Genomic DNA, 20,234 nt, shown 5'->3' with positions numbered 1-20,234 from the left:
TCTATGACTTGTTTTATAAAAAGTTGGTTTTCAGTTTAATGTGTAGTTCTTGTTTTTGATTCATACTGATCCCGTTTTTAATGATGATATAGAGTTTCAGGCTTAGAAAGAGAATTAAAGGGATGATAAAAAGAGGAAACTGAAGCATGAATAACTTTTGAATGAACGGACTGGCTATCATTATTACCGAAAGAACAACAGATAGAATGATCTGAATACAAAGGATGCCTTTTCCCAACTCTCTATTCAAAGGATCTTTTGTCTTATAAGTCAACATCGCAGGTACAATGACTCCGCCAAATGGAAAAATAAGCCCGCATAATGCTGAAAGATTAATCATTTTAGCCCTTGAAATATCAGTACGGCTTTCGGTAGTAGTTAGCAGTTCTTCCGGTAGGCTTTCCAACGCCAGAGCAAGAGAATTCAGAGTAAAGCCTTTCAATGCATTTCCAGCCTCGATTCTCTGAACGGTTCGTAAAGAAATTTTTGCCTTTTCAGCAAGCTCGTTTTGAGTCATATTTTTCTTTTCTCTCAGAGCTTTTACCTGATTCCCCATGATCAGAAGTTATGATTTTACAAAGAGTATTGAGATGCTAATTTACCAAAAAACGATACGCAAATACTATCCTAGTAGAAAATCTGTATTTCTGAACAGATCAATTGTGGATAAAATATTAGTAATTTGTGGAAAACTCAAATCCTTTCATTTTCATTGCAGGGTTACAGCTTATTCTCATAGATGGAGAACAATTTCGGGGGTAAAAACAGATGATTTTTAACGTTTATTTAGAATAGTTTAAATTAATATTGTGAGTGAATTTTCGATTCCTTTATTTTGCATTTTTATTTATAATTATTTTAAATAAGGCTGAAAAAATGATACAATCTAATGAAAATGTGTCTCTGAGAGGGCATATGACTCATTCTAAAAGAACCGTTCAGAATAAGACGGCGGTCTCCAAAATGATCCCATGGTACCAACCATTTCTTGTTTTTTGCTTCTCATTGCTGAGTTTAACATCTCTATTGGCCCAGAATGTACAGGGCGGAATCACAGGTAAAGTAAATATGGTAGACGGGCAGCCTTTGAGGGCTATCTCCGTTTCATTGCTGGAAACAAACCGACAGACCCTGACGGACGATGAAGGAAATTACCATTTTGAAGACCTGAACGCAGGAAATTATACCATAAAACTACAGATATTAGGAACCAAGGAAGTAAGGCTTCCTGTTGAGGTCAAAACAGGGGAGACCAGTACATTGGATTACCAGCTGACCAAAGAAAACATCCAGGCGATCCAGGAAGTGGTCATCATGAAAAATACCAACAGGTTTTCCAAAAAAGAAAGTGGATTTGTAGCAAGACTGCCTCTGAAAAATTTGGAAAATCCTCAGGTATACAATACCGTGACCAAAGAGCTTTTTCAGGAGCAGATTGCCGTAGATTTAGGAAGTATTTCTAAAAATGTCCCGGGTGCCGGTGTTCCGATGATTGCCAACCAGGGAAGAGTGACTTTCCGTTCACGTGGATTCGAAACAGAACCCAATGCCCGAAATGGAGTGGCAGGTGCTGCATTTTCCGTGATCGATCCGGTCAATCTTGAACGTATAGAAGCTATCAAGGGCCCTTCAGCTACCTTATTTGGGAAAAGTGTGGCCAGCAGTTATGGAGGTGTATATAACCGTGTGACGAAAAAACCTTACAACAGCTTTGGTGGTGAAGTAGGATATGTAGGCGGAAGCTGGGATTATAACCGCTTGACAGTAGATGTTAATACTCCCATCAACAAAGACAGGACAGCGCTTTTCCGTCTGAATGCCGCAGGTACTTTTGAAAAGAGCTTCCAGGATCTTGGGTTTACCAATTCCTTAGCGATTGCCCCAAGTTTTTCTTACCAGATCAACGACCGTATGTCGCTTCTTTTGGATGTGGAATTCAACCAGGCAAAGGGAACTTCTGTAGTGCGTTTTAATCCTTATACAGGAAGCAACAAAATTCAGTCGATTGCGGATATGAAGTTTCCTTATTACAAAAACTTCTTAAGTGATGATCTCGCCTATAAAACCCAGATGATGAATATTTTCGCTCAACTGAACTACAAAGTTTCAGAAAACTGGACTTCCCAGACGATCATATCCCGTGCAAGATCTACGATCAATGGTTATATTTCAGCAATTAATGGGAAAACAGATTCTACGGCAAGTGCTCAGGTGATGGTGGGAACTACTTCATTTATTGCCACTAATATCCAACAGAATTTCATCGGTGACTTCCATATCGGACGTTTCAGAAACAGAATGGTAGTAGGTTTGGATTACTATAATAATTCCAACCATTTCGACCGCTATCATACCAATACCAAAGTATTTAATTTCGTTCATCCTTCTGCCGATTTCAGAGTAAATCCTGCCATCATTGATGCGCTTACAGCAACTTCAGTGATGAGAAAAGAGAATAACAGTGATAATACGTATGCTGCCTATATCTCAAACGTATTCAATGTTACCGATCAGTTGATGGTAATGACCAGTTTAAGAGTAGATCGGTTTCAGTTTAAAGGGGTCTATGATATTACCACAGGTGAAATAAAAGGAGGTTTAAGCAATAGTGGAACGCAGGCTGGACCTTACAGCCAGACGGCACTTTCTCCTAAGTTAGGTCTTGTTTATGAAATTCTGAAAAATAAAGTTTCCCTTTTTGGAAATTATATGAATGGATTTAATAATGTGAGCGGAGTAGACATCAACGGAAATTCATTCAGACCGGAATATGCAAATCAATTGGAATTCGGAGTAAAAGCAGATATTTTCAATCACAGACTTGTAGGAACACTGAGCTACTACAACATCCGTGTTGACAATATTCTGAGAACCAATCCGGATGATATTAACTATTCTATACAGGATGGAACACAGCTGAGTAAAGGATTTGAAGCAGAGGTAACAGCTAATCCTTTTGACGGATTGAATATTGTAGCAGGATATGCATACAATGACAGTAAGTTTACCAATGCGAATCCTTCAGTGAATGGTTTAAGACCTGCCCTGTCAGGCCCTGCCAATATGTTCAACTTCTGGATCAGCTACAGAATTCCGGAAGGAAAATTGAAAGGCCTTGGGATAGGCGGTGGTGGAAATATGGGATCTTCTTCCTATCAGACCAATACCCAGACTGCCAAAGTGATTATTCCTTCTTATAAAATGTTTGATCTGGGTATTTTCTACGATCAGCCGAAATATAGAGTAGGACTGAAGTTTGATAATATTACCAATGAAAAAGCGTGGTCTGTACGTCTTACACCACAGGCACCTTCCCGTTTCCTAGGAAGTGTTTCTCTGAAATTTTAAATAAGAATTGATGATAGCAAAAACCCCGGATCGAAGATCCGGGCTTTTTGCTGTATAAATATTAAAAGAATTATCTGATCCAGAGGCAGTAATTATTTCGGTAACGTATTTTTCCATAGGCATTTCCCTGAAAAGTTCCCGGAGTATTGTCGTTCCAGTCCTGTCTGATGACATAAAGTCCTGGGAGAGTAGGTTTGAAAATAATCTGATGATTTTCATCGGCAGGAATATTCTTTTCCCAGTTTTCAGGATTAAAAATTCTGATCATCTTTCCTTTATCGACCGGTTTCATGTTCCGATACGGAGAAACGGTATATACACCATTCTTTTCCTTAAGAAGAATGTCCATAAACTGAGCAGAAGTCTGTAGATCCAGACTGCTTCCAACAGAGTAAGCTCCACACATAAAATCAATGGGACGTACATTTTCCTGTGGGTTTTTGGAACGGAGAAGAACGGGTTGCTGATCATTCATGCCTAAAATCCGGTAAGTGCCTTCTTGATCAGGGGTGAAAGTACCTTCCCAATGATCTTCTTTCTTTTTTAACTCCAGTTTTGATTTTTCTCCTTTAGCATTAAGAATAAAGAACTGAAAATTTCTGATCTCCTGAAACTCAGCTCCGGTAGTACGGTGGCGTTCACTCAGATCATCAATAAAGCCGTAGCAGACCTGAACTTTAACAGGATCTTTTAGCTTGCCTGATCCATGAATTTCCATCCAGTAAGCACTGGCTTTTGTGAATTCTGGAAATAGAAGCAGACCTAGAAGTAGGAATAATGGCAGAATGGTTCGCAGTTTATGCATGTTGATGAATCGTATTTTTGAAATACAAATTTAACGAAAAAGAAGAGGTTGAAAAATGGTCTTAATCACTAAAAAGAAATTGCCGCAATATAAACTACTGCGACAATCTGGGATATGGACTGTTTCTGATATTTTCGTTTACCCTGCGCTGCACATAGCGTCCCATGTGGTCCAGAAATGAGCATTGATCGCTCCAATGGGTGGATTAATACTGTCTGCAACAATTCCTACCATAGAAGCACAGTTGGAGTTACAGCCTATTTCGTTATTACTTCCCTGTTTAGGTGGGATCTGGCACCATGTACCGGTAGATCCGCTTAGCAGTTCCACTTTGATGTCAAAGATTCCTGAAAGATTAGGAGTCTGGATTTGTTTAGTAGGATCCTCACTGGATATGGTGTCACTCCAGTTTCCTTGTGAGAAAGTTACACGCCATGTAGAAATCATTTTTGAAGTATCGTTTTGAGGAGAAAGATACACCCAGAACTGAGCACCGTTTCCAAGTCTTACCTGGCCGGATGAATTTACGTTTACGCTTGTTGAAGTCATATTAAAATGTTTTTGTGGTTATTTTATACTTCAAAGTAACGAAGAGCAGAGGACGTTTTTTATAGTAGAAACATCTGATTATCAGTTCAGGTAGAAATACGTATAGAAATGAAGAGTGAAAATAAAAACCCTACAGTCGGTTTTTTACTGTAATGATAAGTGAATGGCTGATTTAATGATTAATTTTGCGATAACATATAAAAATGAAAATTCAATGAAGATGAAATTAATAATTATAGTAGGTGTAGTAGCGGTATCACTTTGCTCATGTTCTAATGACAGGGACAATGAAGCTAGAAAGGCAGCTATTGAAAAAGTTAAAAACAGTCAGAAAGAAAATGTCTACTTAAGAAAAACCGATCCTGAAAAAGAAACAGATGGGAAACTGAACAATAAGATCGTTCCTCCGGGAGATGTTAAGCCTCCAAAAGGAAGCAAATAAAATGTAGTACTTAGATTTTAATCAAAAAAATAAGCCTGTGCTCATTCAGTACAGGCTTTAGTTTTCTTAGCAATAATATCAAAAATAGGAAAAACGCAACTGAATATACAGATTAGTTGTTCTGTATTGTATAGATTTAAATTGCTGTTATTCTAGTGTAAATTTTGTTTTGAAGACTTATCCTCTACAACAACCTTTCTTTAGATTCTTTGATCGCACTTTTAATCGTGTATTTTATGAGTCTGTAAAGCAAATAAATGCCACCAAAAACAAGTAAAGATAATAGGATTGCTGCAATAATAAGATGAGTAGATGATACTAATAGAAACATAGTTTAGAGTTTATAACAATTAATCAGGTTATTTGTGATTAATTGTTGGTTAGGTTGTTTAGTTTTTTACAAATATATGCATATTCGTATATGTGATGAAATATCATAAATATTTTTTTAAGAAATTATGATACTCTTTTAATGAAAATTGTAAGAGAAAGCAGAAGGTGATTAATTGTACTTACACTTTCTAAGCAGGCAAATAGTTTCTAGCTTAAAAGAAATAAAAAAAGCGTTGTAATTACAACGCTTTTTTATGCAGAAAGGAAGGGATTCGAACCCTCGATACAGTTACCCGTATACTACCTTTCCAGGGTAGCTCCTTCAACCACTCGGACACCTTTCTTTTTGAGATTGCAAAAATAGTGTATTTTCCCGAATATCCAAATAAATATTGAAATTAATCAGTAATTTCTCCGCAAAGACTTCTCGTGAAGTTATCTGCAAAGCTTCCGGAGTAACTCGGGTTATCTATCAGGTGCATTGCTTTAGTAATAGCAGTTTCCGCCGTCATATCTCTTCCGCTGATTGCTCCGATTCTTGAGAAAATATTACTGTTCTCATACTTTCCGAACGAAATACCACCTGATATACACTGGCTTACCACAACGATCTCTGTTCCATTGTTTCTGATTTCCTGAAGGGTTTCCTGGGTTTTTTCACTGCTGAAAATCGTTCCGGAACCGAAAACCTGAAGAATAAGAACCTTCATTTTAGGGATTTCTTTGAAATGGCTCAGATGCATTCCCGGGAAAATTCTCCAGAATAAAATATCTTCAGAAATATGTTCGTCCACATGAAACTCTACGTCCGGATCACAACGAAATAGATTGTCTTTAAGAATATTCAGATGAACCCCTGATTGCCCCAGTATCGGATAATTCGGACTTGAATAGGCATCAAAATATTCTGCCGAATATTTCAGCGTTCTGTTTCCTCTCAATAATTTATATTCAAAATAGATGGCCACCTCCTGAATGACTGCTTCGTCATTTTCATAAAGGCTGGCATAATAAAGACTGGTCAGGAGATTTTCCTTCGCATCCGTTCTGAGATCTCCGATCGGAAGTTGAGACCCTGTCATGATCACCGGTTTTCTCAATCCTTTCAGCATAAAGCTTAACGCAGAGGCCGTATAAGACATCGTGTCCGTTCCGTGAAGGATCAGAAAGCCATCATAGTCATTATAATTTTTGTAGATATAATTGGCAATGATTCTCCATTCCTCCGGTCCCATATCCGAAGAGTCCAGCGGTTTTGCAAAAGGATGAACGAAAACTTCACATTCCATCAGTTTCATTTCAGGCATCTTTTCGAAGATATTACCAAAATCAAAGGCACGGAGACTTCCGGTTTCATAATCTTTTTCCATTCCGATGGTTCCACCGGTATAGATGAGCAGGACTTTTCGCTTCATGTACTATTTTTAATTAAGAATTGGAGCCCGATTAGGGTTCATAGCCCAAAATTACGTTAATTTGCAAAGATTTGAAAATGAATAACCGCTTATGATACAATTTTATAAAAATAAACTGATCATGGTAGGCGTTATCTCATTGCATTTGAAAAAAATAACGTAATGCAGATGAAAGATTTAGCACAAACTTTTGAGTATTTAAAACAGTTTTTAACAGAAGAAAGACTGGCAAAAATTGAACATTTTTCTCAGGAAAGTTCAGATTTTGTGCTTCCGGTAGTAGAAGATATTTATCAGTTTAGAAACGCAGCCGCTATCGTTCGTTCTGTAGAAGCCTGCGGGTTTCATAAAGTTGTGGCTTTGCAGGAAGAATATAGCTTTGAGCCTAATCTCCGGGTTACAAAAGGGGCAGATACCTGGGTAGAGGTTGAAAAACTTCCCAGAAATAAAGCGTCTTTTCAGGAAATTAAAGACCGAGGGTATAAAATTGTAGTAGTTTCGCTGGAAAATAATGCTAAAATGTTACCTGAATATGAAATTACAGAACCTATTGCCTTGGTTTTCGGAACAGAGATGGAAGGGGTATCACAGGAAATTTTAGATTTTGCGGATGAAACGCTGGCTATCCCGATGTACGGTTTTACAAGAAGCTTTAATGTTTCTGTAGCAGCCTCCATTTGTATGTACGAACTGAAACAAAAGCTGATCAAATCTGATATTGATTACAAATTAAATGAAGAAAAGCTGTTGAGAATGAAAATCCTTTGGACCGTGAATTCAATAAGAAGCGGACAGCAGATCTTTGACAAATATCTGAGAGAAAATAATATTGATTGGAAATAACCGATGAATTCAGCAATAAAAAAAGAGAAGGCTCACAGGTCTTCTCTTTTTGTTTTTTTATATCATATTGTAATAGTTCCAGGCAGCTACAAATACTCCAGCCGTTTCAGTTCTTAATCTTTGGTTACCAAGAGAAACCGCTTTCACTTTATTTTCAGCTAAAAATGCAATTTCCTTATCAGAAAAATCTCCTTCAGGGCCAATTAAAAACGTAAGCTGATCCTGCTGAGGAATATTCTTAAGGTCGATTCTTTCAAGGTTTTCATTACAATGGGCAACGAAAGTATGTGCTGGATCAATGCTTTTTAGAAAATCAGCCAGTTTTACAGCATCGTTGATGGCGGGAAAATGAAACCTTAGACTTTGCTTTGAAGCTGCAACAGCCTGTTTTCTGATCTTATCGATATTAATATTTTTACGTTCTGTTTTTTCCGTCACAATAATACTGATCTCAGAAATACCCATTTCCACGGCTTTTTCCACAAAGAATTCAATCCTGTCAATATTCTTGGTGGGAGCAATGGCAATGTGAAGCTTCGGGCTGAATTCCGGTAGATTTTCTTTGATCTCAGACACTTCAATACCTGCTTTCTTGCCTTCTATAACAAGCTTTCCGGAAGCAAGTTTTCCTTTTCCATCCGTCACATGAATATCCTCTCCATCTTTCATACGAAGAACTTTTACAATGTGCTGCTGTTCTTCATCGTTGATAGTGACTTTCTGATCTGCTATTTCTCCGTAAAATAATTTCATAGTAGTATTGGCTAAGAAAGCAAAGAAGGCTGAGATGGTTAATTTTATATAGAGCTTATTCTTGGCTTTTATTTAACGATTTATTTAGTGAATTGAGCTGATAGGTGATGTTTTCAGCTTTAGTTCTTAATTGTACATAATTTTCATGGTCCAGGAATCCGAGGTCATTTGAAATGATTAAAAAGTTGATTACTTCGATACAACTGCTGAATGATATATTTATAAATCTGGATTTTTCTTTTTCCGTATTTCTAGACATTCCTTCTGCTATATTAGCTGTAATGCTGGTCGTTGCTCTCCTGATTTGATTGGTAATTCCAAATTTTTCATTTTCAGGAAATACAGAGGTGATAGCGTAAATGTCTTTTACAAAAACTCTGGCATTATTCCAGACATCTAATTTTTCAAAATAGTATTTGTACATTTTTTATCATTTGTTTTTATAACGCAAATTAATAAAAAGCATTAATTAGTCAACAAATAAATAAATCTCCCGTCAAAAACTATCTTCGCCTCATCAACCTTATCAGTCTCATCAGCATTACCCACTTCATTAGTCTTACCAGTCATATCTGCTTCATTAGCCTTTCTTAGCCATATTTGCCCCTTCCCCTCCTTACAAATCATATTTCGCCGTCGCCGTCGTCCTCAGATCCGTAAATTCTCCTCGCTCAAACTTCAATTTCGCTACCATTGCAATCATGGCTGCATTATCTGTTGTATACTCGAATTTCGGAATGTAAATAGCCCAGCCCAGTCTTTCTCTGTTGTCTTCCATAGCTTTTCTAAGGGCAGAATTGGCAGATACACCTCCTGCAATAGCCACTTGGTTTACATTGAGATCTTTTGCTGCTTTTTCAAGCTTATTCATCAGGATTTCAATGATGGTTTTCTGTACAGAAGCACAAAGATCGTTGAGGTTTTCCTTGATGAAGTCAGGGTTTTTTCTGACTTCTTTCTGGATGAAATACAGGACCGAAGTTTTAATACCACTGAAAGAGTAATCGTAATTCTCCAGTTTTGGCTTGTTGAATTTAAAAGCATCAGGATTTCCTTCTTTGGCCAATCTGTCGATGATAGGTCCGGCAGGGTAGTCAAGGTCAAAGATTTTTCCTATTTTATCAAAAGCTTCTCCTGCGGCATCATCAATGGTTTTCCCGATAATATCCATATCAAAATAGTCTTTTACCAGGACAATCATAGTGTGCCCGCCACTTACGGTGAGACATAGAAAAGGAAAGGTAGGCGGCACAGGATTTGCATCTTCGATGAAATGGGCCAGAATGTGGGCTTGAAGGTGATTTACTTCAATCAAAGGGACATTAAGACTCATAGCCAGAGATTTAGCAAATGATGTACCTACGAGGAGTGAACCTAAAAGTCCGGGTCCGCGTGTAAATCCTATAGCTGAGATTGCATTTTGTTGTATATTTGCTTTAGAAAAAGATTTTTCAACAACAGGGATGATATTTTGTTGATGGGCCCGTGAAGCCAGTTCAGGAACCACACCACCGTATTCTTTGTGGATGGCCTGGTTTGCGGCAATGTTCGAAAGAATAGAATTTCCCTTGATGATAGCTGCTGAGGTGTCGTCGCAGGACGATTCAATACCTAAAATTATAGAGTCGCTCATAATAATGGCAAAGTTAGAGAATAATAACGAGAATGAGAATAAAAAATCAGTAGCTGAAAACCTAGGGGATCAGGTACAGAAAACTGTTGAAAATGTAGAGGGCAAGGTTCGGGAAACAGTGAAAGAGGCGTCTGAACTGGCTTCAGATGCGATCAATCATCCTATAGAAACGGCTGGAGAATTCGGAAAACAGGCGGTGAAGGATGTGACCAGTTATAGCTGGTGGGCAAAGCTTCTTCTGATTCTTTTCTGGCTCGGGATTTTTCTTGTAGGAAGTGTTTTGGTAATTATTAATCTTCCGGTAACCAAACAATGGGCAGCTGACCAGGCGCTTAAAATTGTCAACCAGGATTTTAAAGCAGGATTTTCCACAGAAAGTGTAGATGTCAATTATTTTGGAGACGTTACCATAAAAGGTTTAAAAGTAAAAGATTATAAAGGTCTCGATTTTATTACAGCCCGTGAATTCCGTGCGGATTCCGACTGGATCTCTCTTGCGGTGAATGCTATTTCCGGAAACAGTAATTCTCTAAGTTTCAATTCTCTTACCCTTGTAAATGCCGATGTAAAGGTTATCACCTATAAAGGAGACAGTATTGCCAACTTTGTAAGATTTACAGAACTCTTTGATAACGGAAAAAAAAGAGACCCGAAGAAGCCTCCTTTTCAGCTGAATTCCAGAGTGCAGATCATCGATTCTAAGGTGTCTATCGTGAATGAAAATTCACCGGGAGATCACGGGAAATGGCTTACGGCAACTAAATTTAATCTTAAAGCTCCCAACGTAAAAGTCAATGGCCCGAATGTTTCGGCGCTGATCAATAATATGTCGTTTGTGACTTCAAGATGGGGGAAATCTCATATTGTAGATACTTTTTCAACAGAATTATCCCTTACGAAGCAGTTCTTATCTTTAAAAGACCTTACCCTGAATACAGATCATACTTTACTTCAGGGAAATATTAAATTCAATCTCCATGACGGTTCCTGGGCTGATTTTGCAGACAGAGTTCGTTGGGATATGGATATTAATCAGGGAAGCCAGGTAAGTGGGTATGATATTAGCTATTTTGCGACGAACTGGGATAATATCAAACCGTTCAATCTTTCAGGAAAAATGACGGGTCCTTTAAATAAATTTCATCTGGAAAATTTCCTGATCAGAAATCCTGATGTGAATATTGCGACCAAAACAATGAAAGTTGATAACCTGTTGAAAGGGCACTTTTCTATTGAAACGAAAGACCTTTCCACAGATTTTACCTATAAGGACCTAAAAGCAATGATGCCTTCTTTCATTTCCACCAAGATGAAGAACTTTGCAGATGATTTTGGGAAACTGAAATACAACGGAACGGCAAAAGTAAATCCGGATCAGATCTATGTGGAAAACGGAAATCTGATGACAGGAATAGGGCAGGCTAAAATTTCCAAACTTACGTTGACCGGATATAGTACAGCGATGCCGAAATACTCCGGCTATCTTGATGTGAAAGACCTTAATACCTCTGTAATTACGAAAAATAAAGCGGTAGGTTTGATCTCCGGTAAGTTTGACCTTAACGGACAAAGCTTTGATGTCAACACTATGCGTCTGACGACAAAATCTCAGATTGCCAGCATTGAAATTATGGATAAAGTGATCAATAACCTGTATCTGGACGGGCTGTTGGATCATAAAAAATATAACGGACTCATCACCGTGAATGATGAACAGGCTAAAGCTACCATCAAAGGGCTGATCGATTTCAGTACTCCTAGAATAGCGATGGACGTGAATGCAGATGTCACCTATCTGAATATGAATTATTTCACCAATAAACCGGGAAATCAGATTGTAAGCGGTCAGGTAGAAGGAAAAATGTCCATGTCTTCCATCAATGATCTTACACTGGATGTTGATGCCAATAATCTTTCTTTTGCTACTGCCACCCAAAAATACAATATCCCGAATGCAAAACTGAAAACATTTGTTGATGCAGGTGGGCGTATTATTGATGTAGACGCACCTGGTGCTGCTACAGGAAAAATCTCCGGAAGATACAGCCTTGCAGATCTTGCAGGAATGGTAGAAAACGGAGTAGGTAAAATATTGGTAGGTCCTCCTCCAAGAAAGCTGTACCGTGGGCAGAGTTTCGCTCTTAACTTTAATGTTCAGCAGGGACTTGTGAATTATTTCCTGCCGGAATTGAGACTGCCGAATGGAGCTATTGTAGAAGGAGAATACAACGGAGATTCCAATAATCTGATTCTGAATCTGGATGCTGCTTCACTGAAGTATCTTATGACAAAAGAGGAAGAAATTACAGATGCCGATAAAGCATTAGCAGCTTCCAATCCTGATTATAAAATCAACAACAGGAAAAACCTGAGCAGAGACAGTGCAATGGTAGACAGTGTGAAGGTCAGAATCAATACTGCGAATCTCAGCCAGCAGCTGTATGCCAGAATCAACAGACTGGAATACAATAAGAATATTATCAAAGATTTCGAGCTTAAAGGAAACAATGAAAACGGAAATACGCTTCATCTGGCTACGGTGTTTAAACATGGAAGCCCTGATGATGAAATCAATGAAAAGCTTAAGGAGTATGCCATTAATGTAGATCAGTCTACCGATGCTGCGGGCGACTATGTATTCCGATTTGAGCCTACTGAAGTGAAATTCAATGAAGTGACCTGGGCAATAGACACCAGCCCGGAGTTGAATCACTCTATTACCTATAGAAAGAAAACAGGAGATTTTGACATCAGAAACCTGAGAGTATATTCTGATAAAAGTGCCCTGTTTATTAAAGAAGCACAATTCAAATCAGCCAAAGATTTTTATGTAGATGCAGACATCAATGATTTTGCTATAGAAAAACTTCTGGAAATGCAGTCCGGAGGGAATGGCATGGATATAAAGGGATTGGCTAACGGAACTGTAAAGATCAAAATGGATAAGAGTACTTTACAGCCATTGGTAGATCTTACGGTAGATGACATTAAGATGAACGGCAATGATATGGGAGATATTTCCATTTCTGCGACCAACGGATTCTCTTTGAATGTGTATGATATTGATGTAAAAGTTCACTCTGCCGGAGCACTTGGAAATAACACTCTTAATCTGACAGGAACGGTAAATAACAATACTGCTTCTCCGGATATTGATCTGACGGCTGAAATGCGTGATTTTGATCTTGCATTTACCCAGCAGTTTGTACAGTCGGTTTTTGGAAACATTAGAGGAAAAGCAACCGGAGACCTTAAGATCAACGGAAAACTTAATAACCTGGATTATAACGGTGATATAGCGTTGAAGAATTTTGGATTAAAACTTCTTTTTACAGGAGTCGATTATTCATTTGATGATAATGTCATTCAGCTTACAAAGGGGCTTGCGATCCTCAACAATATTGAGGTGCATGATGGCAGAAGCAATTCAAAAGGGAATATTTCCGGAGCGATCCAGTTCGAGACCCTTTCATCCATGGGGGTATCTCTGGTAATGAGAGCAGACAACCTGTTGATGCTGAATACCACTCAGAAAGATTTTGATTTGTTCTGGGGAAGAGTATACGGACAGGGAGACCTTTATGTGGACGGGCCTGTTTCCGGACTCAGCATAACGACACCGAATATGAAAGCGCTTAACGGAAGTACCTTTACTTTCAATTCGAGTTCTACCTCAAACGTGGAGGAATTCAAAATGCTGAGGTTCCTGAAAGAAGGAAAAGACGGATTGGTAACACTGGAGGAAAAGAAGAAGACAGGAGCCAATATGAATATAGATTTCAATCTGGCGGTTGATAAAGGAACTACGGTCAACGTACTTGTAGGAGACGATGTAGGAAATATTACCGTAAAAGGGGTAGCTAACCCACTGAAGTTCCAGATGAGCAGACAGGGAAATATCGCTATGAGCGGTACTTATAAAGTGGATAACGGAACATTTGTGTCTAAAGCGATTCTTAATAAAACCTTCCAGATTGAGAAAAACAGCAGCATCCGATGGGATGGTGACGCTATGAAACCAAGTCTGGACATTACAGCAAACTATGTAAGGATGGTTTCCAATGTGGGAGAATATCTCAGCATGGGGAAACTGCAGCCTATCAGTGTTCTGCTGCAGGCTCATATTACCCAGTCGCTGGTAGATCCTAAAATTGACCTTAATGTGACGGCGTTGGATGTTTCCAGTCAGGTGAGGGAAACACTTGCCGCGAAAATGAGCCAGGAAGGGGAGAAGGTGCTTCAGTTTGGTTCTATTTTGCTGTTGAGTACCTTCAACGTATCGAACACGGGAGGAGTGGATGTAAACGTAGGGAATGTTGCGGAATCTTCCGGATACAACATGCTTCTGAAACAATTGGGTTCAGTACTTAATACCATGAGTAACGAATTCCAGATTGACCTTAATTACGTAAAAGGTGACCAGAATTCAAACGTTGGAGACAGAGCGAATGCCGGAGTAAGTGTGGCTCTTTCTCCTAGAGTAAATGTGAAAACAGGCCTTGGAATTCCATTGTCGAAGAGTGATGCAGGTGCCGGAGCTCAAAACAATTATCTTTCCGGTGAAGGTTCTATTGAATATGATCTTTCCAAAAAGAATGACGGTACTTTAGTCATCAGAGGATATTCCAAACCTTCCAATATCGGTATGGGTGGGCTGGCAAGTACAAACGGCTCTGCTAATCAGGCCTATGGAGTGGGGGTTGTGTGGAGTAAAAGCTTCAATTCTTTATTCAAAAAGAAGAAAAAAGACAAAAAAACTCCTGATGCAAAAGGAGAAATAAAAACAGATTCTATAAAATCGATAGGTAAATAATTAGAATATTTTAATGATTTTTATCATCTGTGTTAATTATTGTTAATATTTGATATATATTTTTTAGTTAAATTATTTTTCGTAAATTTGCAAAAAATACATAGATTTTTTAAAGAAATTGTAATTTAACTAATATGAACTATCAACTGGACGAAATAGACAAGAAGATTCTTGATTTCTTAGTAGAAAACACAAGAATGCCTTTTACAGAGATTGCAAAGCAGATGGATGTTTCTGCTGGAACAATTCACGTAAGAGTGAAAAAGATGGAAGATGCAGGTATTATTTTGGGATCATCTCTTAACATCGATTATGGTAAGCTGGACTATCATTTTACAGCTTTCATAGGTATCCTTTTGACAAAATCAAACCGTACTCAGGAAGTATTGAAAGAATTGTCAACCCTTCCTAACGTAATCGAAGCTAGCGTTATTTCCGGGAAATATAATATTTTCTGTAAAGTAAGAGCTAAGAATACAGATGATGCTAAAAGAATTATTTATCAGATAGATGACATTCAGGATGTAATGAGAACTGAAAGTATGATTTCTATGGAGGAATTCTTAAGTGACAAAAACAGACTGATCAACGCTATTTCTGTGTAAGTCAAATTTTAAACGAATAATTATAAAAGAACTTATGAAATCTCTCATAAGTTCTTTATTTTTGTAGGTATGGAAGAATACAGTTATTTTGACGAGGATCCGAAGAAAGGATGGGGATTTGTATTGGCATTTGCAGCCTTGATGTTATTTACCATAATGGGGCTGGGAATTGATCTGGACGAGTATCTGCAGCATGAATATCTTGATATTCCGAGATGGTATTTTTATATTATCTTCTCAATCGATGTATTGATGATGCTGGGGCTTATTCTGATGTTCTTCTACAAAAAGGTGGGGATCTTTATGTTCCCGGCTTTACTGGTACTGCATTTCTTTATGCATAACTATTACCTGTCAACATTTTTATATACTGACGTTACCAATCTTTTCCTTTTTACAGGATTTGGGATGTTGGCCATTATTCCGAAGTGGAAATTCTTCAGATAAAATAATCATCCGGAGCTGTAAAGTTCCTGGGAATAGTACTCTTGAATAGCCTTTTGTTTTAAAGAGCTTTTGAACTAAGGTCTTCCAGAGTTCTTATTCAGAAAATACCCCCTGAAAAAAAGTATCCAATGCTGTATTTTCATCCAGCCCGAATTTTTTCTTCAGGCGGTATTTCGTCATTCTTACACTTTTCGGTTCTACGCTCAGAAGATTGGCGATCTGTTTGGTATCCATCCCGAGATAGATGTAAGCACAGTATTTCAGGTCTAAAGGAGTCAGTTTCTGTCTGGCCCTTTCGTTGATGTTTTTAAAGAAATCAGGATGCAGCTCCTGGATGGTAAACCTGATTTTTTCAAAATCATTATCAACCCGGCTTTCATCTTTTACAACGTTCTGAATATTAATATCCGTATCAGACAGCTGAGTCTGAAGTTGCTGAAGTACTTCATTTTTATGCTGGATATGCAGCTGGCTGGCCAAAACTTCACTCTGAAGCTTTTGCTGTTGTAGTGTAAGCAGTTCCTGTTCGGCTTTTAACCTTGCCTGTTCCTCTTGTTGCAGTTTAATCTGAATCTCTGCATCATGCTTTTCCGTATCGAGCTTTTTTTCCCGTTCTATAGAGTATCGCAATTTAAAATGATAAGAACGGAACATAAAGAAAGCCCCGATTAACCCAATAATTCCCAAACCGATATAAAGCAGTTTCTCCTTCTTCAGACTTGCAGTTTTTTCTGTGAGAGATTTGAGTTCAGATTCTTTTCGCTGCGACTGAAACTGGGCTTCCAGTCTTTTGGCTGTTTCTGCCTGTCCTTCATCAAACAGCTTATTGCTGTATTCCGTTACTTTCGACTGATATTCAAATGCTTTCTGATAATCTTTTTGTTTTGCATACAGCTGGGCAAGATCTTTGACGATGTTGATCATGACATGATAGTATATCGGCTTTTGAGTCAGCAGAAGTTGTTCTGCTTTCAGAAGATATTGCTCTGATAAAGCATCATTTTGATCCCTTGAGGCCATCGTGCTCAAAATCCCGAGAGCACCTGCCTGAATACTCTGATTGAAGGTTGTATGCTGAGAAAGATTCAGGATTTCGTTGGCATTGGTCTGGATCTCCTGCCTGATTTCCGGAGTAATGCTGGGATAGCTTAGATAATAATTGATAAGATTCAGCAAGGCCATAGAATGAACGTATGCCGAAACACGCCCTGGAAACTGGTGGTATAAAGCAACCGCTTTTTTACACATCTCTATGACCGGTTTAAGGTCTTTTAAGTCTCCTGTTTTTTCATATCGAAAAGAATAGGACACAGCCAGGGCAGAATAGGCAGAGCTAAGCATATTCTTATTGTCTGTTTTCTCAGCCAGTTCTATAGCCTTTTTAGCGTATCGGGTTGCATTTTCAGCATCATTCCATTCTGTGTAGATGCCATAGAGGAGATAATTAAGCTTTGCATTCAGCAGAGTTTCTGAAGGCATCTTTTCAATCTCTGGAAGTGTTTTCTGAATAAGTTTAATGGTACGCTCTGATTCCCCCAGGGTATTATTATAATAGATATTCAGATAGTTGGCATATAACGTTGCCGTTTTATCATTGGCTTTTTTTGCAATGGCATCGGCAGCATCAATGATAGGAGGAACTTTATCATACTGAGACTGGTTGATTTTGATAATACCGCTTTGAGCGAGAGCTTTTACCTGTTCTGCATCGTTGTGTTCTTTTTTGGCAAGCTCCAGTTGCTGCTGAGTATATTTCTCAGCGGCCGGGTATTGATCACTTACCCTGTAATATTCCGTAAGCTCATTATAGATTTTAAATTTTTCGGAAATGGAAATATGATCTTTGGCCAATTGATTTTTAAGATCATCAGTGAAGGTATCCTGTGCAGGATAAAGTGAACAGAAGAAAAATAAAAAGTATAAAAATGAGTCTTTCAGTTTCATAGGGTGAAAGTACAAAAATTGTAAACATTTGTACAGTTCTTATCTAAAAAAATAAAACTGGTGATTGTATTTAAGTGTTTGGTTTTTAAATATTTAATTTTATTTGTAGACGTTTTGTAGTCATTTTTGTTTTGGGTTGAGGTTGTTTTGTAGTAATGGGAAAAAAGGTGATTAGATTTTTCTGTTGCAATTTTGGCTCAACCAAAAATCAAAAACACGAACCTTTAAAATTTTACAACTATGGACAACAAGACATTATCTATCGTATCTTATATCACTGTTTTCGGATGGTTGATTTCTTTCATAATGGGAAAAGATAAGCCCAATAGTCTTTTAAAATATCATCTTAAACAATCTTTGGGACTGGTTATATTTACTATTATCCTTTCTATTATCCTTGAAATTTTACTTTCAGTGACGAAAATTGGTATTCTAAGAGTATTCGGTTTTATTCCTTTGATATTGATGATTATAGGAATCATCAATGCAGCCAACGAAGTTGAAAAGCCTCTGCCGCTGATCGGAAAAATGTTTGAAGACAAATTCTCATTCATCGGTTAATATCCAGTGGGTTTTATCAATATGGCAGATTTTAAACATATAAAAAGAGAAGGGAACAGCTATCTGGTAAACCAGTATAAGTCATTACAACATGTGATTGTAATAGCATGGGTATTGATTTCTATCGTACTGATCTTTTATACCAGCTATCTGAAGACAGGAATCATATTGCTGATCTTTTCGTTGCTGCTTACCATCATTTCCTTTATTCCACCCAGAGTTTGTTTTGATCCGCTATCAAAATCACTCACGGTGACGAATAGTGGATTGAAGCGTACAACATTCACCTATCATTTTGATGATTTTGAAGGTTTTGAGCTGCAGACGATCAGGATGGGTTTTATTCCTTTAGGATGCTTTTTGTATGCTAATTTTAAGAATGTATCCCAGCTGAAACGCCCGGTAGTGTCGCAGTCTTTCAGTAAGAAAACCATGCAGGAAGTTGTGAATGAACTGGAAGACCTTAAATTATTTAATGAAACACCCAACCATTAATATTATACTATGAAAAGATCATTGATTGTCACAGGAATGCTTATTTTCAGCTTTACCGTTAGCTCCTGTGATAAACTGGACAAGATTAAAGAAAAACTTTCACAGAATGATACTAAACAGGTCAATCCCTTCAGTGTCAATTCGGGAGATGAAAACAGGGATATTATCGCTTTCAATAACAAGGTTGTAAAAATGGACGATGCTCAGTCTGACTTTATTAAAGACCTTCGGAACTCATTGGTACAGATGGATACTTATGTGAAGAATGCATCGGCAAATCCACAGTATGTAGGTATTTCCCCTTTATTTACACCAGTCACGATGTGGGTAGAACAGGAGATTAAAGCTCCCGATGTACTTGGAAAAGAATATCAGGTACTGGTGGACAAAATGAAAGATACGGCGATTCAGTTAAAAGCTTTAAAGAAAGAGCTTGAGGTTTATAAAGACGCTGAAGACTGGAAAGATGATAAAGGAAAGAAGATCATAGAAATCAGTGAAAAAGCAGAAAAATTGATTAAAGAAAACCGTTCTGCCAGCAGTGAACTCTTCACGAAACTCTCTTCAAGAGCTGATAAAGCAGAAATGGAAACCCTTAAAGATCATCCGCTTAAAAAACAGATTATTCAGTCCAGAGAAGCAATGGAACTGACCCAGAAGATTATTGATGATTCTTATGAGGTGAAAGACCTGAATGCTTATAAGACCAAATTTGCCCAACAATACCAGCAGATGGAAAAGCTATATGCAAGGAATATTGAAGAGAAAATTCCGTCATCAGAAAAACAGAAAGAAAGCAGTTATCTGGCATTTAATAATTCAATAAATGATTTTCTGGGTAAAATGAGAATTGTACAGCGCAGTCTGAACGAAAAAAGCGAAGGGCTCAACAGCGATCTTGATGATCTGGAAAGAGAAGCCGGATTTGTTCTTGACCGTTATAACAATTTTGTAGATTAAAATATTGAATGATTATTAAAAATTGAACGTATGAAAAAGACATTAGGGATCATCCTGATCATTATAGGTTTCTGCCTGGCTGTGGTTATCAAAATAGGCCCTTCCAAAGAAACTTCCTGGCTGTTCAGATATGGAGAACTGCCGCCATTGCTCATTGCTGCGGCGATGACGATTCCGGGTATGATTATTTATAACAAAAATAAATGATCAGAAATTCTGAAATAGACTAGCTATAATCATGAAACTGGCTGGACTTCTAGAGAATATAATAAGCTGATTTGACAGGAT

Annotated in this window: 19 protein-coding genes and 1 tRNA gene; 11 read left to right on the top strand and 9 right to left on the bottom strand. The window is 37.9% G+C overall.

All coding sequences use genetic code 11. The features are described from left to right. Positions 1-13: 13 nt before the first annotated feature. Positions 14-556 carry a magnetosome magnetite crystal formation protein family gene (locus AC106K_RS17395; RefSeq protein WP_482446717.1) on the bottom strand — a complete coding sequence of 181 codons (543 nt, stop codon included), beginning with the start codon at positions 554-556 and terminating at the stop codon, positions 14-16. 320 nt (positions 557-876) lie between these two features. Between AC106K_RS17395 and AC106K_RS17390 the strand changes: the two genes are divergently transcribed. Then, positions 877-3,348 (top strand): TonB-dependent receptor domain-containing protein, encoded by a 2,472-nt coding sequence (locus AC106K_RS17390; RefSeq protein ID WP_482446716.1) that lies wholly within the window; start codon positions 877-879, stop codon positions 3,346-3,348. Positions 3,349-3,418: 70 nt separating this feature from the next. On the opposite strand, the gene AC106K_RS17385 is transcribed toward AC106K_RS17390, so the two are convergent. Both AC106K_RS17385 and AC106K_RS17380 read right to left on the bottom strand, forming a co-directional pair. Beyond that, on the bottom strand, positions 3,419-4,153 hold the full coding sequence (locus AC106K_RS17385) for a hypothetical protein (RefSeq protein ID WP_482446715.1): 735 nt from the start codon (positions 4,151-4,153) through the stop codon (positions 3,419-3,421). A gap of 138 nt (positions 4,154-4,291) precedes the next feature. Continuing rightward, positions 4,292-4,702 (bottom strand): hypothetical protein, encoded by a 411-nt coding sequence (locus AC106K_RS17380; RefSeq protein WP_482446714.1) that lies wholly within the window; start codon positions 4,700-4,702, stop codon positions 4,292-4,294. A 220-nt stretch (positions 4,703-4,922) separates the two neighbouring features. Here AC106K_RS17380 and AC106K_RS17375 point away from each other — a divergent pair, with 220 nt between their 5' ends. Further along, positions 4,923-5,144, top strand: coding sequence for a hypothetical protein (locus tag AC106K_RS17375; protein ID WP_482446713.1), 222 nt, complete (start codon positions 4,923-4,925; stop codon positions 5,142-5,144). 590 nt (positions 5,145-5,734) lie between these two features. Here AC106K_RS17375 and AC106K_RS17370 read toward each other — a convergent pair. Both AC106K_RS17370 and AC106K_RS17365 read right to left on the bottom strand, forming a co-directional pair. Beyond that, positions 5,735-5,821, bottom strand: a tRNA-Ser gene (locus AC106K_RS17370). Positions 5,822-5,875: 54 nt separating this feature from the next. Continuing rightward, entirely contained in the window at positions 5,876-6,892 is a 1,017-nt protein-coding gene (locus tag AC106K_RS17365; protein ID WP_482446712.1) for an asparaginase, read from the bottom strand. Between the two features lie 162 nt (positions 6,893-7,054). Between AC106K_RS17365 and AC106K_RS17360 the strand changes: the two genes are divergently transcribed. Continuing rightward, positions 7,055-7,735, top strand: a complete 681-nt coding sequence (locus AC106K_RS17360; protein WP_482446711.1) for a TrmH family RNA methyltransferase — start codon at positions 7,055-7,057, stop codon at positions 7,733-7,735. Between the two features lie 57 nt (positions 7,736-7,792). Here the strand turns inward: AC106K_RS17360 and AC106K_RS17355 are convergent, their stop codons facing one another. The 3 genes from AC106K_RS17355 to tsaD all read right to left on the bottom strand — a co-directional run bounded on the left by AC106K_RS17355 (position 7,793) and on the right by tsaD (position 10,121). Then, on the bottom strand, positions 7,793-8,488 hold the full coding sequence (locus AC106K_RS17355; RefSeq protein WP_482446710.1) for an RsmE family RNA methyltransferase: 696 nt from the start codon (positions 8,486-8,488) through the stop codon (positions 7,793-7,795). Between the two features lie 55 nt (positions 8,489-8,543). Next, positions 8,544-8,912, bottom strand: coding sequence for a four helix bundle protein (locus AC106K_RS17350; protein WP_482446709.1), 369 nt, complete (start codon positions 8,910-8,912; stop codon positions 8,544-8,546). Between the two features lie 192 nt (positions 8,913-9,104). After that, complete coding sequence (gene tsaD, locus AC106K_RS17345) at positions 9,105-10,121, bottom strand: tRNA (adenosine(37)-N6)-threonylcarbamoyltransferase complex transferase subunit TsaD (protein ID WP_482446708.1); 1,017 nt, start codon at positions 10,119-10,121, stop codon at positions 9,105-9,107. A gap of 4 nt (positions 10,122-10,125) precedes the next feature. Between tsaD and AC106K_RS17340 the strand changes: the two genes are divergently transcribed. From AC106K_RS17340 to AC106K_RS17330, 3 genes are all read left to right on the top strand, one after another. Next, positions 10,126-14,934 carry a translocation/assembly module TamB domain-containing protein gene (locus tag AC106K_RS17340; protein WP_482446707.1) on the top strand — a complete coding sequence of 1,603 codons (4,809 nt, stop codon included), beginning with the start codon at positions 10,126-10,128 and terminating at the stop codon, positions 14,932-14,934. Positions 14,935-15,068: 134 nt separating this feature from the next. Next, positions 15,069-15,539 (top strand): Lrp/AsnC family transcriptional regulator, encoded by a 471-nt coding sequence (locus tag AC106K_RS17335; RefSeq protein WP_034696982.1) that lies wholly within the window; start codon positions 15,069-15,071, stop codon positions 15,537-15,539. A 69-nt stretch (positions 15,540-15,608) separates the two neighbouring features. Next, positions 15,609-15,986, top strand: a complete 378-nt coding sequence (locus tag AC106K_RS17330) for a hypothetical protein (RefSeq protein ID WP_047098420.1) — start codon at positions 15,609-15,611, stop codon at positions 15,984-15,986. A gap of 93 nt (positions 15,987-16,079) precedes the next feature. Here AC106K_RS17330 and AC106K_RS17325 read toward each other — a convergent pair whose 3' ends face one another. Further along, positions 16,080-17,930 (bottom strand): helix-turn-helix transcriptional regulator, encoded by a 1,851-nt coding sequence (locus AC106K_RS17325; protein ID WP_482446706.1) that lies wholly within the window; start codon positions 17,928-17,930, stop codon positions 16,080-16,082. Between the two features lie 240 nt (positions 17,931-18,170). Between AC106K_RS17325 and AC106K_RS17320 the strand changes: the two genes are divergently transcribed. The 5 genes from AC106K_RS17320 to AC106K_RS17300 are packed head-to-tail and all read left to right on the top strand — an operon-like array spanning position 18,171 to position 20,153. Beyond that, positions 18,171-18,491, top strand: coding sequence for a magnetosome magnetite crystal formation protein family (locus tag AC106K_RS17320; protein WP_482446705.1), 321 nt, complete (start codon positions 18,171-18,173; stop codon positions 18,489-18,491). Then, positions 18,473-18,526, top strand: a complete 54-nt coding sequence (locus AC106K_RS17315; RefSeq protein WP_482446976.1) for a hypothetical protein — start codon at positions 18,473-18,475, stop codon at positions 18,524-18,526. Before AC106K_RS17320 ends, AC106K_RS17315 begins: the two co-directional genes overlap by 19 nt. Beyond that, positions 18,513-18,986, top strand: a complete 474-nt coding sequence (locus AC106K_RS17310; protein ID WP_482446704.1) for a hypothetical protein — start codon at positions 18,513-18,515, stop codon at positions 18,984-18,986. Before AC106K_RS17315 ends, AC106K_RS17310 begins: the two co-directional genes overlap by 14 nt. Positions 18,987-18,995: 9 nt before the next feature. Further along, positions 18,996-19,946 carry a YiiG family protein gene (locus tag AC106K_RS17305; protein ID WP_482446703.1) on the top strand — a complete coding sequence of 317 codons (951 nt, stop codon included), beginning with the start codon at positions 18,996-18,998 and terminating at the stop codon, positions 19,944-19,946. Between the two features lie 30 nt (positions 19,947-19,976). Next, positions 19,977-20,153, top strand: coding sequence for a hypothetical protein (locus AC106K_RS17300; RefSeq protein WP_482446702.1), 177 nt, complete (start codon positions 19,977-19,979; stop codon positions 20,151-20,153). The last annotated feature ends 81 nt before the right edge of the window (positions 20,154-20,234 follow it).

This window comes from Chryseobacterium sp. FR048 (assembly GCF_056844665.1).
This window is presented reverse-complemented; position numbering and strand designations above follow the sequence as displayed.